The sequence below is a fragment of the Tenacibaculum sp. Bg11-29 genome (genome assembly GCF_002836595.1).
Classification (GTDB): Bacteria; Bacteroidota; Bacteroidia; order Flavobacteriales; family Flavobacteriaceae; genus Polaribacter.
In genome coordinates this window covers 1,070,795-1,084,502 of record NZ_PJBB01000003.1, presented here as the reverse complement: position 1 = coordinate 1,084,502, position 13,708 = coordinate 1,070,795, and the positions used below count along the sequence as shown (strand labels likewise).

Annotated in this window: 12 protein-coding genes; 8 read left to right on the top strand and 4 right to left on the bottom strand. The window is 29.6% G+C overall.

The window, feature by feature from the left end:
* The first annotated feature begins 97 nt into the window (after nt 1-97).
* The 4 genes from CXF68_RS04880 (at nt 98) to mgtE (ending at nt 4,530) form a co-directional block, all read left to right on the top strand.
* Entirely contained in the window at nt 98-1,873 is a 1,776-nt protein-coding gene (locus CXF68_RS04880) for a tetratricopeptide repeat protein (RefSeq protein WP_101043239.1), read from the top strand.
* Between the two features lie 15 nt (nt 1,874-1,888).
* Nucleotides 1,889-2,218: a DUF4286 family protein gene (locus CXF68_RS04875; protein ID WP_101043238.1), complete on the top strand. Its 330-nt coding sequence runs from the start codon at nt 1,889-1,891 to the stop codon at nt 2,216-2,218.
* Between the two features lie 75 nt (nt 2,219-2,293).
* Complete coding sequence (gene rsmA, locus CXF68_RS04870; RefSeq protein ID WP_101043237.1) at nt 2,294-3,097, top strand: 16S rRNA (adenine(1518)-N(6)/adenine(1519)-N(6))-dimethyltransferase RsmA; 804 nt, start codon at nt 2,294-2,296, stop codon at nt 3,095-3,097.
* Nucleotides 3,098-3,180: 83 nt separating this feature from the next.
* Entirely contained in the window at nt 3,181-4,530 is a 1,350-nt protein-coding gene (gene mgtE / locus CXF68_RS04865) for a magnesium transporter (protein WP_101043236.1), read from the top strand.
* On the opposite strand, the gene CXF68_RS04860 is transcribed toward mgtE, so the two are convergent.
* On the bottom strand, nt 4,527-5,213 hold the full coding sequence (locus CXF68_RS04860) for a LysE family translocator (RefSeq protein ID WP_101043235.1): 687 nt from the start codon (nt 5,211-5,213) through the stop codon (nt 4,527-4,529). The two genes, mgtE and CXF68_RS04860, sit on opposite strands and share 4 nt — an antisense overlap.
* 26 nt (nt 5,214-5,239) lie before the next feature.
* Nucleotides 5,240-6,289 carry a ferredoxin--NADP reductase gene (locus CXF68_RS04855; protein WP_101043234.1) on the bottom strand — a complete coding sequence of 350 codons (1,050 nt, stop codon included), beginning with the start codon at nt 6,287-6,289 and terminating at the stop codon, nt 5,240-5,242.
* Nucleotides 6,290-6,439: 150 nt separating this feature from the next.
* Between CXF68_RS04855 and CXF68_RS04850 the strand changes: the two genes are divergently transcribed.
* Together CXF68_RS04850 and CXF68_RS04845 are read left to right on the top strand one after the other, a co-directional pair.
* Nucleotides 6,440-6,778 (top strand): PadR family transcriptional regulator, encoded by a 339-nt coding sequence (locus CXF68_RS04850; RefSeq protein WP_101043233.1) that lies wholly within the window; start codon nt 6,440-6,442, stop codon nt 6,776-6,778.
* A 1-nt stretch (nt 6,779) separates the two neighbouring features.
* Complete coding sequence (locus CXF68_RS04845) at nt 6,780-7,403, top strand: hypothetical protein (protein WP_101043232.1); 624 nt, start codon at nt 6,780-6,782, stop codon at nt 7,401-7,403.
* 21 nt (nt 7,404-7,424) lie between these two features.
* On the opposite strand, the gene rsmI is transcribed toward CXF68_RS04845, so the two are convergent.
* Nucleotides 7,425-8,096: a 16S rRNA (cytidine(1402)-2'-O)-methyltransferase gene (rsmI, locus tag CXF68_RS04840; protein ID WP_101043231.1), complete on the bottom strand. Its 672-nt coding sequence runs from the start codon at nt 8,094-8,096 to the stop codon at nt 7,425-7,427.
* A gap of 38 nt (nt 8,097-8,134) precedes the next feature.
* Between rsmI and dxs the strand changes: the two genes are divergently transcribed.
* The gene (dxs, locus tag CXF68_RS04835; protein ID WP_101043230.1) at nt 8,135-9,913 is read left to right on the top strand and encodes a 1-deoxy-D-xylulose-5-phosphate synthase; all 1,779 of its coding nucleotides are present in this window, start codon (nt 8,135-8,137) and stop codon (nt 9,911-9,913) included.
* A gap of 40 nt (nt 9,914-9,953) precedes the next feature.
* Here the strand turns inward: dxs and CXF68_RS04830 are convergent, their stop codons facing one another.
* On the bottom strand, nt 9,954-12,620 hold the full coding sequence (locus CXF68_RS04830) for an Ig-like domain-containing protein (RefSeq protein WP_101043229.1): 2,667 nt from the start codon (nt 12,618-12,620) through the stop codon (nt 9,954-9,956).
* A 195-nt stretch (nt 12,621-12,815) separates the two neighbouring features.
* On the opposite strand from CXF68_RS04830, the gene CXF68_RS04825 reads away from it, so the two are divergent.
* Nucleotides 12,816-13,682: a hypothetical protein gene (locus CXF68_RS04825; protein ID WP_101043228.1), complete on the top strand. Its 867-nt coding sequence runs from the start codon at nt 12,816-12,818 to the stop codon at nt 13,680-13,682.
* The last annotated feature ends 26 nt before the right edge of the window (nt 13,683-13,708 follow it).

Here is a 13,708-nt window from a genome sequence, read left to right as displayed (position 1 = left end):
TAGTTAAGACAAAATTCATGCCAAAATGTTACAGGGTTTTCAAAAAAAGAAGTCCTTTTAACACAGCTTTAACAATTTTGTTCTGTATTTTTGATTGATGAAAAAAACATTTCTTCTTTTTAATTTACTGATTTTTAGTTCATTTTGTTACTCTCAGCAAAATAAATTTCTAATAGCTGAAAGTTATTTTAAAAATAATCAATATGAAAAAGCAATACAACTTTATAAAAAACTACACGATAAAAGTCCGTATAACAACACTTATTTAAAAAAACTAATAACTTGTTATCAAGAAACCGAACAGTTTTTGACTGCTGATAATCTTTTGTCAAAAAAAATAAAAGAGAAACCTACCTTAACTTATCTAAACGTTATAAGAGGTTTTAATTTCGAACGTCAAGAAAACAATGTTGAAGCTAATAGATATTATAACATTGCACTAAAATCAATAGAAGAAAAAAATAGTTACGGTAATGTTATTGCACGTCTTTTTAAAAATTACAATAAATTAGATTTTGCAATTGATGCCTACACAAAAATAATGGTTAATAACCCGAAAGCTAATTACGGATTTCAACTCGCACAAATTCATGGTGAAAAAGGTGATTTTTCTAAAATGTTTGAATCGTATGTTAATTTGGTTGACAAAAATGTAAATTATCTTAACAACGTAAAACGCTACACCAGTAAATATATTAATGATAATGCAGAGAATGAAAATAATATTTTATTTAAAAAAGCATTACTACGAAAATCAATTAGTAATCCCAAAAACATTTGGAACAATTTACTTTCATGGTTATTTATTAAACAAAAACAATATTCAAAAGCACTCGTTCAACGCAAGGCATTATTAGCTAGAGACATTAATAAATTAGGTGAAATTAATGAATTGGGTAAAATTGCATTAGAAAATGAAAACTATATAATAGCTAAAGAGTGTTTTGATTTAGTCATCGAAAAAACAAATTACCCAAGTGATAAATTTAATGCTATAAACAGTAATTTAAAAATAGCTATTAAAACCAAACAAGATAATATAGATAATCAATTTAAGCAGATTTTTAATAAATACGGAATCAATAAAAATACTTTTCGTACTCAAATCGAATATGCTAATTATTTAACTTTTACAAAAAACACTCCTGAAAAAGCTGTCTTAATTTTAGAAAAAGCAATGACTTTTGCTAATTCTAGATATACAAAAGCAATGGTAAAACTTAAACTTGGCGAAGTTTTAGTATATACAGGTAATTTTAACAAAGCACTAATTTATTTTTCACAGGTACAAACCAAATTTAAAAATCACTTTTTAGGACAAGAAGCTCGCTTTAAAGTAGCGCAAACTTCTTATTTTAAAAATGATTTTAAATGGGCTAAAGCACAATTAAAAATACTAAAAGGCTCTGCAACACAGTTAATTGCTAACGATGCTGCAAACTTGTTTTTAACAATTTCAGACAATGAACCAAAAGACAGCATTTCATCTGGGTTAAAAGAATATGCTAAAGCAGATTTATTAGCTTTTCAAAATAAAAATAAAAAAGCGCTTGCTCTTTTAACAACTATCATTACAAAATACAAAGGACAGCCTATTGAAGACGAAGCGCTATTTAAACAAGCAAAACTTTTTGTAAAAGAAGAAAAATATGATAATGCTATTTCTGCTTATAATAAAATAATAGCTTTAGATAAAAAAGGAATATATGTTGATGATGTATATTATCAATTAGCCGAATTATATAATACAAAATTAAATAACCCAGAAAATGCAAAAGAATACTATCAAAAGATTATTTTTGACCACGCTTCTAGCATCTACTTAGTTGATGCTCGCAAGAAGTATAGAAAACTAAGAGGGGATACAATATAATTAAGAAAATTAGCAATGTATATTTACAATATAACAATAAATATTGATGAAAGCGTGCATGAAGAGTGGTTAACTTGGATAAAAAATCACATTCCTGATGTTTTAGCTACTGGACGTTTTTTAAGTGCAAAATTAACACAAGTTTTAGTTGAAGAAGAAATGGGAGGAGCAACCTACTCTATTCAATATACAGCTAAGACACGTGAAGATTTAGATGATTATTATAAATACGATGCAGATAAGCTACGTACTGATGGTTTAAAAAAATTTGGCGATAAAATGTTAGCTTTTCGTACCGAGTTACAAATTGTAAATGAATTTTTTCCTACTGTAGCTAGTAACTAGAATAAAGAACCTAATTTATTAAGCACAAGACACTTTTTTAGCTCTTGCTCTTAATAAATTCTATCTGAAGAAAACATGACCGTAAGAGCAAAAAAACATTTAGGACAACATTTTTTAAACGATGAAGACATTGCTAAAAAAATAGCCGATTCATTAACAGGAAATGGTTATGATAATGTATTAGAAATTGGTCCTGGAATGGGAGTTTTAACTAAATATTTGTTAGAGAAAAAGCCTAAAGTTACGGTAATGGAGATCGATTATGATTCAGTTGCCTATTTAAAAGATACTTTTCCATTAGAACATATTAAGTTAGATACTACCTCTAAAAATTTTGAAATCATTGAGGGTGATTTTTTAAAGAAAGATTTAACGGATGTTTTCAAAGAAAAACAAGTAGCTATTATTGGTAATTTCCCCTATAACATTTCTACTCAAATTGTGTTTAAAGCAATTGAAAACAGAGAGTTTGTTCCTGAATTTGCAGGAATGTTTCAGAAAGAAGTAGCTAAAAGGATTGCAGAAAAAGAAGGAAGTAAAGTGTACGGAATTATGTCTGTATTAACCCAAGCTTTTTACGATGTAGAATATTTATTTACGGTACCTCCTACTGTTTTTAATCCACCCCCAAAAGTCGATTCTGGAGTTATTAGATTAATCAGAAAAGAAAATCATACATTACCTGTTGATGAAAAATTATTCTTTAGAGTCGTAAAAACTTCATTTAATCAACGAAGAAAAATGTTACGTTCTAGTTTAAAATCCTTCAATCTTTCTGATTCTCTAAGAGAAGATCCTATATTTACAATGCGCCCCGAACAATTATCGGTTCAGAAATTTATTGAATTGACAAAAAAAATAGCCAAAGACATTACCTAAAGGCTATTTAAAGTAAAGTGTAGTATTTTTAAATTAAACATTAAAAATATTTAAATCTCGATTATCGAGTAAAATTACAAAAGATGGCATTTGAAATCACCCAAGAACTTCTTGATAAAGTAACCAAGTACATCGGTGCTAAAAAAGACAAAGCTCTTAATGAGTTCTTTAACGAAATGCACCATGCCGATATTGCTGAAATTTTAGACGAATTGCCGTTTGAAGAAGCTGTATATATTATTCGCTTATTAGATAGTGAAACTACAGCAGAAGTGCTGATGGATGTTGATGATGATGTTCTTGAAAAAATATTAAAACAATTAACAGCAAAAGAAATTGCTGAAGAAATTGATGAACTTGATACCGATGATGCTGCCGATGTAATTTCTGGGCTTCCTGAGAAAAGGAAGAAAGCAGTAATGCAAGAAATTGTAGATGAAGAGCATGCCAAAGAAATTGTAGAATTATTACGTTATGATGACGATTCTGCTGGTGGGCTAATGGCAAAGGAACTGGTAAAAGTTAATGAAAATTGGTCAATTCCACGTTGTGTAAAAGAAATGCGAACTCAAGCAGAAGAAGTTACACGAGTACACTCTATATATGTAATTGATGATAGCGGAAAGCTAAAAGGTCGTTTGTCTTTAAAAGATCTATTAATGGCATCTACAAAGGCAACAATTGCCGAAGTATATATACCCAAAGTAGATTTTGTAAACGTAACAGATGAGGCTGAAGACGTTGCTAATATTATGCGTAAATACGATTTAGAAGCAATTCCGGTTGTTAATGAATTAGGTGTTTTAGTAGGTAGAATTACTATTGATGATATTGTTGACGTAATTAAAGAAGAAGCTGATAAAGATTACCAATTAGCTGCTGGTATTACACAAGATGTTGAAGCAGATGATACTATTTGGGAATTAACACGCGCACGATTACCTTGGTTATTCCTAGGGTTAATTGGTGGAGTTGGTGCCGCTAGAATTATGGGTTTTTTTGACGATGCTATTGCTGAGAACGCAATTCTTTTTATGTTTACTCCTTTAATTGCTGCAATGGCTGGTAATGTAGGAGTACAGTCATCTGCTATTATTGTACAAGGTTTAGCTAATGATGATGTAAAAGGTAGTATAACTGATAGATTATTAAAAGAAGTGTCCTTAGCAATGATTAATGGACTTGCTTTATCTATATTACTTTTCTTCTATGTTTTTATAGCTGAACAAGATATACATGTAGCTAGTGCTATTTCAATATCGCTTTTTGTAGTAATTATTGTTGCAGGTTTAATAGGTACTTTTATTCCATTATTTTTAAACAAACGAGGTATAGATCCTGCAATTGCAACAGGTCCCTTTATAACTACAAGTAATGATATTTTTGGTATACTAATTTATTTTTGGATTGCTAAAGTTATTATTGGATTTTAATCAATTTGCTCAATTTTAACCTTATCTAATAAGTTATCAATATCTTCTTTAGGTATAAAGCTTTTTAGCATTATTAACGCTCCAAAAACAATTAATAAAACCCCCATTCCTCGTTTTATCCTATAAATAACTAAAGGTGTCAATTTACTTTTTAGTTGCTTCGCTAATAATATCTTACCTAAATCAGTAAGCGCATACCCAAAAAGAATTGTTGCAAAATACCAAAATATAGAAGTAGGGTTCATATCTAATGTTGGACCAACAACTAAAATTACTCCCAACCAAGTTGCTAAAACACCAACATTAATAAAGTTTAACGCAAACCCCTTAAATAATAGCTTCAAATAATTATTACTCTCCATTATTTTAACATCAGGAACTGCCTCTCCCTCTTTCTTATTATTCTTATCTAAAAAGGTTATCAAGCCATATACAATAAGAATAAGCCCTCCTACCAAAAACAACCGAGGATCATCTTTAATTTTCTCTAATAAACTTCTACTTCCGTAATAAGCTATTAACATAAAAGAAATATCTCCTAAAATTACACCAACATCAAAAGCAATTGCTGCACGTGCCCCTTTTAAAATACTTGTTTTAATAAGCATAAAAAACACAGGCCCTATCATAAAAGACATAACAAAGCCTATAAAAAAAGCATTCTTTAAATCGTAAAAATCCATTATTTAATAAGGTATATTTTTAACTACTAAACATCGTCGAAATCGAGTACTACTTTTGGTGTTGTTGGATGTGCCATACAAGTTAAAATAAAGCCTTCTTCTATTTCTTCATCTGATAAAATAGAATTCTTAGACATTACAGCTTTACCTTCGGTAACTTTTGCAATACAACTACTACAAACTCCTCCTTGACAAGAATATGGTGCATCTAATTTATTACGTAAAGAAGCAGACAAAAGTGTATCTGTTTTTTCCATTGAAAAAGTCGTTTCTTCATCATCTAATAAAACAGTAATTTCCGATTTTCCATCAGGATAATTTATTGGAATTTCTTTTTCTGTAGAACTTGCAGTAAACAACTCAAAATGAACATTCTCTTTAGCTATTCCGTTTTCTTGTAAAGTTTCAGACACCAAGTTAATCATTTGTTCTGGTCCACATAAATATGCTTGATCAAAAGAAATATCTTTATGAATTTTTTTCATAAAATAATTAACGTGATTTTCATCTATTCTTCCTAGTTTACTATCGCTCCTAACCTCTTTACTAAAAATATAATGTAAATTAAATTGGGTAGGGTATTTCTCTGCTAAAGTGTTTAATTCAGTATAAAAAATAGTGCTCTCTGCTTTTTTATTACCAAAAACTAACGTAAAAGTTGATGATGGCTCGTTTTCTAGCACAGCTTTTATCATTGATAAAACAGGTGTAATTCCACTACCTGCAGCAAATGCTATATAATTTTTATCTTCTAACGGTTCAAGTATAAACTTCCCCTCTGGTTCAGAAACTTCTAAAACCGTATTTTCTTCTAGTTTAGTTGTTGCGTATGTTGAAAACACTCCTTTTTCAACAGCTTTAACGGCAACTTTAATTTGATTACTGTTTGGTGAAGCACATATAGAATATGCTCTTCTAACCTCTTTATTATTTAAAGTTGTTTTAATAGTAATGTATTGTCCTGCTATAAAAGTATATACTTTTTTTAATTCTGCAGGAACCGTAAATAATATAGATACAGCATCAGTTGTTTCTTTTATTATTTTTTCAATATTTAATTTATGAAATGTAGACATTTATTCGGTTTAGAACCACAAAAATAAGAAATCATAAGGGAACCATTTGTTACAGTAAGCATAAAATAATACATAAGATTATTATACATAAGAAAATTATGTATATTTGTATACCTAAGTTTTTTAGGTATAAAGCAAAAGTTTGTTCTTATGGGAAATCAAAAATTATATAAAGGTTCTTTACAAACTATCATTTTAAAGCTATTAGCACAAAATGATAAAATGTATGGTTATGAAATTACTCTAAAAGTAAAAGAATTAACCAAAGGGGAATTAAAAATTACCGAAGGGGCTTTGTATCCTGCCTTACATAAATTGGAAGCTGAAGGTTTGTTAGATGTAGAGGTTGCTAAAGTTGGTAATCGTTTGCGTAAATATTACAAGTTAACCGAAATCGGCACGAAAGAAACCGCTAACAGGTTAGCCGAAATGCAAGAGTTTTTAAAAACAATGCAGCAATTAGTGAATCCTAAATTTAGTTTAGAATAAGATGGAATTAACGAAAGAACAAATACAAAGAGTGGATAAATATTTAGATGTAAAAGGTGTAAAATTTATCGATTTTAGAATTGAGATATTTGATCATATTATCTCTCAAATAGAACAACAATTAGTAATAGGAAATGCTGATTTTAAAACTGCTTTTGATCAAGTAACCAGTGAATGGAATAAACAACTGGATGAAACAAGTAGTTGGATTTTTGGGTTCGTATATCCTGCCCCTAAGGTTGTAATTAATCGAGCCAAGAAAATTTTTATTCCTTATTTTATTATTTCTTTTTTAATAATATTCCTATCCATTCTTTTTAAGAAAATAATAATTAATGATATAATGGGATATTTTACTTTTTTCTTAACAATAATATTTCTACTCATTTCCATATTTTACACTCTTAAAATATGGAAATCGAAAGAAAAAACGGTCTATAATTTCATTATAAAAACACAAATTTTAAATTTTTCTATAGTGCCTATAATTATAATTGACTTTTCTATTAATGATTTTTTTAACGTAAGTATTTTACTTTATATGGGTGTATTTACTTATTATTCTAGGCGATTCTACAAAAAGCATCAACAAGAAAAAAAGAAATATTCTTTATTAATGAATTAATTTACTCTAAAACTTATTTCACTATTTTTTACCATCAACAATAATAACAATTTCGCCTTTAGCGGGTTTCTCTGTATAATATGATAACACTTCTGTTACTGTTCCTCGTTTGGTTTCTTCAAACAATTTTGTCAATTCTCTAGAAACTGATATTTGTCTGTCTTCTCCAAAATACTCACCAAAATGAGTTAAGGTTTTTAATAATTTATGGGGGCTTTCATAAAAAATCATGGTGCGCGTTTCTTCTGCTAAAAAAGTTAAACGCGTTTGCCTTCCCTTTTTCACAGGTAAAAATCCTTCGAAAACAAACTTATCATTTGGTAAACCAGAATTTACTAAGGCAGGTACAAAGGCAGTTGCTCCAGGCAAACAATCAACCTCAATATTATGTTGCACACAAGCTCTTGTTAATAAAAAACCAGGGTCGGAAATTGCAGGTGTTCCAGCATCAGAAATTAATGCACAAGTTTCCCCATTTTTCAACCTATTTAAAACACCATCTACAGATTTATGCTCATTATGCATATGATGACTGTACATTTGTGTACTAATTTCAAAATGTTTTAATAATTTTCCGCTTGTACGCGTATCTTCTGCTAAAATAAAATCAACTTCTTTTAAGATTCTAAGTGCTCTTAAGGTAATATCTTCTAAATTTCCAATAGGTGTAGGCACCAAATACAATTTACTCATACAGCAAAGCTACAACAAAGTTTTAGTACATTTGCGCTATGCCAAAAAAGCTGTTAAATAATATTAACCTACCTTCTGATCTCAGAAAATTATCTACTAATAATTTACCATTAGTTGCTAAAGAGTTACGCGAGTTTATTATTGATATAATAGCTACAAAAGAAGGTCATTTAGGTGCTAGTTTAGGGGTTATAGAACTTACTATTGCTTTGCATTATCTATTTGATACTCCAAATGATCAATTAGTTTGGGATGTAGGCCACCAGGCTTATGGACATAAAATCTTAACAGGAAGAAAAGATCTTTTTCATACCAATCGCCAATTAGATGGTATTTCGGGTTTCCCTAAACGAAGCGAAAGTGAATACGATACTTTTGGTGTTGGACATTCGTCAACTTCAATTTCTGCTGCCTTAGGAATGGCTATTGCTTCGAAATTACAAGGGAGTAATAAACATCATATTGCAATTATTGGTGATGCTTCTATTGCAAGCGGAATGGCTTTTGAAGCTTTAAATCATGCTGGTGATACCAACGCAAACTTATTAGTAATTTTAAATGATAATGCAATAGGTATTGATCCTTCAGTTGGAGCATTAAAAGATTACTTAACAAGAATTAAATCAATACGATCAGATATTGAACAGCATAATATTTTTGAAGGTTTAAACTTTGATTATTCTGGTCCAATAGATGGGCACAATTTCGAAGAACTTTTATCAGAGTTAGAACGTTTAAAACAAGTTAAAGGCCCTAAATTTTTACATATAATTACGACTAAAGGTAAAGGATTAAGGCAAGCGGAACAAGATCAAGTAAAATACCATGCCCCAGGTAAATTTGATAAAATATCTGGAGATGTATTACCAAAAGCAGTAAGTAAATTTACCAAATTTCAAGATGTCTTTGGCAAAACCATTGTTGAACTAGCTCAAAAAAACAATAAAATAGTAGGTATTACACCTGCAATGCTAACCGGTAGTTCTTTAAAGTTAATGTTAGATGAATTTCCTGAGCGTACTTTTGATGTAGGTATTGCCGAGCAACACGCTGTTACATTAGCTGCTGGTATGGCTACACAAGGGATTATTCCTTTTTGTAATATTTACTCTACATTTTTACAGCGTTCTTTCGATCAAATAATACACGATGTTGCCTTACAAAATTTACCCGTTATCTTTTGTTTAGACAGAGCTGGTTTGGTTGGTGAAGATGGTGCTACACATCATGGAGTATTCGATTTAGCATACTTACGTTGCATACCCAATTTAATTGTTTTTGCTCCGCGTAACGAAATAGAATTACGTAATAGTATGTACACTGCTCAGTTAGGTTTAAAAAAACCGATAGCTATTCGTTACCCTAGAGGAAAAGGTAAATTAGAAGATTGGCAACTTCCTTTTGAAAAAATAGAAATTGGTAAAGGAACGTGTTTAAAGAAAGGTACTCAAATTGCAATATTATCTATTGGAACAATTGCTAATAATGTAATAGATGCTATAAACAACCTTAAAAATAATACCGATGTTGCTCATTATGATATGCGCTTTGTAAAACCTTTAGACAAGGAGCTATTAAATGTAATTTTCAATTCTTTTGATAAAATAATCACAATAGAAGACGGAACAATAGTAGGTGGTTTTGGAACTGCTATTTTAGAATATGCTGCTGAAGATAATTATAAAGGAACTATTAATATTTTAGGGGTTCCTGATAACTTTATTCATCACGGAACTGTTAAAGAACTTCAATTTCAATGTGGAATTGACATGCAAAGTATTTTAGAAAAAATTATTAAAATAAAAACGGATTACTAATTAAGTAACCCGTTTTTTTAATCTTTCTCTTTTATTAAAATTATTCCTTAATTATCTTTTTAGATAATTTCATTTCTCCCAAATTATTATATATTCTAATAATATGAATTGAATTTTCTGGTAATTTAGAAATATTTATTGATTTATTAAAAATAGGCGCTTCAAGTATAATATTACCTGACAGATCTAATATTTTTGCTGTCCATAAAGCAGTATTATCTTTTATTCCATTAACAAATAAAATATCAGATGCAGGGTTTGGATAAATACTTATATCAGATGCTAAAGACATTTCTTTTTCTCTAGCAGGAGTATTATTCAAGCAAATTTGTTTTGTTTCTGAGCTAGTAAAAGTTCCTCCTGATGCCATTATTATACTATTGTTTTTTGTTATTTTATAAGAACCACTTCCATAACTACAGCAAATTCCATCTCCATAAGCATCATTAATAGTAAAATCATAACATCCCACAGGTAAACATTTTGATACTGAAACAGATTCCCCATTAGCTTGGGTATAATTATTTCCACTTAATACAATATCTCCAGTACTATTTTTTAACGACCATGAAGTTTCTTTTGAATATTTATCAAATACAATAGTTACAGTTACATCTTCACAAGTTCCTCCACCTCCTCCTGAGTCAGCTGTTGTATAAGAAATAACTAATTTAGGAGCTTTTGTACTACTTCCTTCGTATGATTCTGCTGTACGTTCTCCTGTTCCTGAGATATAAAACATCATTGAATTATTAGTATTCCAACTCGATTTATTAACAATATGTTGTACTAATGTTTTTAAATCTGGTGTTCTTTCCCCTGTTCCTGAAGCACCTATTGTATTCCATGAACTAGGCCCCCAATTAACTGATTGATTATAATAACTTCTTGAAGTAATGCTAGAATTTTGAGTTGTTATATTTTGGGCATTTGATGAATCTTCAACTTTAATTGCAAGTGAGGTACTACCTGAGTTCTTTTCGTCTACCGTAAATTGAATATAAGCATTAGTTATAGTAGCACTTTTAGGTATGTTTAAATTTCTAAACAATAAACCAACATGTTGGTTTCCCTTGCTAGAACCATCATATACTAATTCTAAATCTGTACTATTCAAATACATTTTACCTGATGATTGATATTGTTCAGCATCATCATTACCACTACTAATTATTGATGTTATTGTTTTTGAAATTGCTCCTACAAAAACTGATACTTCTTCTGAAGCTTTTTCATTTCCTTCATTATCTATCGCTATTGCTTTTAAGGTATATGACTGATTATTATTACTAGGCGTCCAATTTGTAGAATAAGGCAAACTTGTATCCGTGTTAACTAAAGCATTATTTACATAAAATTTCACATTAGTTATAGTTCCATCACTATCAGTTGCAGCAGCTGTTATTGTCATTGGTATATTAACTGTATGACTAGATCCATTTGCTGGAGCAGTAATTGCAACCTCTGGATAACTTACATTCGTACTTGTAATAGTTACCACACTACCGTTAGATGGATTCCAGATATCTAAGCTAGAAGGAATAGTAAAAGGATTATCATTAGAAACAGATCCTACGCTATTAGCATTATCAACTTTAATTGTTCTAATTTCAATTTTAGACTCTTCAACAAAAACCCATTTAAACTGATTAAAAGTACTATTATTCCTTGTCCAATTTTTACCATCATTTGAAGAACGTAAAGGAGCACCCCAGCAGCCTTCTCCTACATAAATGGTTCCGTTTGCATCATCTCTTGTAAAGCCTTCATCACAGCCACTACCACTTGAGCAAGGTTTTACTGGCCATGTTGTTTTTACCGTATGCGAATCTGATTCAAAAACTAAATTCACCCCTTTATTATAAAATAATTGAGACCAATTTGAGTATTCATCATTTCCTTCAGATTTTGAAGATACATGAGGTCGCATAGGTTTATGATATTGAGCAGACTTCCATATTGATGTATTTGAATTTAAACTTTGATTTAACCAAGAGTATTGATTACCTCCTGCAGAAATCTCAGAGTTTAACGTGTAAATAGTATATAGGTTATTCCCAAATGTAACATCATAATAAACATTAGTTGATGGCACATTAAATAAATTATAAATACTATTATTTGATCTTTCGTGATTTCCCCTTGCAGGAACTATTGGAAACATTCTTCCGTCGGTAGCAATTGTATTTTGCCAATCGTTAAACCAATTTATCCATTCTGAATTTGAATCTCCATTTGTCATATCACCTCCAAAAAAAACAGCTGTAGGTTTTAATTTAGCAACTAATGAATTGGCATTATTTCTTGTTGATCTATTGTTTCTAGAATCTCCACCTGCAATAAACGACATCTTTTCATTAACACTTGGAGCCGTCTTAAACCAATAACGATTACTGGTACCTTCGCTATCTTTAATAACAAAGTAATAATTTGTGTTTGGTGTTAAACCAGTAAGTTTAGTAAATCTATTATTCATTCCTTTATAAGAAACTGAACGATCTACAATTTTTGAACTTGGATAACTTGACCAAGTCGTTCCAAAATCTGTTGTTCCATAGTATACTATTGGGTTTGATCCAGAAATTTGATTCCAACCAATCGTTATAGTTGTAGCTGGGTTATCTGTAATTATTAGTCGATACTTATCATTAGACGCATAACTAGTAAGAGCTACAAAAAGTAGCAGTTTTAAAAAGTAAATTTTCATTTTTGAGGGACTTTAATTGTTTGTTAAAATTTTAAATACAAATGTATTTTCTTTTATAAATATAATATAACTAAAAAAAAACATTATTATTATAATAAACTAAAATACAATATGTTAACTGTAAATGTGTTATTATTTAACCTATATTTAATAACAATAAAAGTCTCTTTTTTATATTTGTTAAAAATCTTTTTTATGAATCGAATTACCCTTCTCAATTTTTTAAAAATTAGTTCTTTTTTTATCTTCTTTGGTAGAGCATACCAACATTTATTCTGGGATGCTCCTTATAGGAGTTTATTTTGGGATCAACAGCTCTTAGAACCCATAGTTAATTTTTTTTTTAATACTTCTTGGCATGAATACGCAACCAATTTAAATACTGACCATGCTATTCAATTTTTAACCAGGAGTATTGGTGTATTGTATACATTTTGTGCCATAATTTCACTTACAATTAATAAACATTCAAAAAAATGGGAATATATTGTATTAAAGATTGGAGCAGTAAGTATGATATTATTAGCTTTAATTATTACTAAAGAAAAGTTCTATCACTTAATTATGTTTTTTGAGCATACAATTCAGTTTGGAGTACCGATTGTATTACTATATTATTTAAAAAATGAAAATACTGCTCTTCTAATTTTTAATGTAAAAATTTTTATTGCTTTGGCTTTTATTTGTCATGGAATGTATGCTGTTGCTATTTTTTACCCCTTACCTGGCAATTTTGTAACGATGACATTAAATATACTTCCAGTAACAGAAACAACTGCTAAGAATCTTTTATTTATAGCAGGTATTTTAGATTTCATTATTGCAATAACTCTTTTTGTTCCTAAAATTTCCAAAATTGCTTTAATATATGCAAGTTTTTGGGGGTTTATAACTGCTTTTGCTAGGATTGTAAGTGGATTAAGTTATGATGTATCATTTAGTATTTTACATCAATACATGTATTTAGTAATTTTTAGATTACCACACGGACTTATTCCTTTATTAGTTTACATGTATATATCAAAAAGAAATGCAGGAAAATCTATAACAGTTATAGTTTAAAATATACTTTAGTATTAAATATTAAT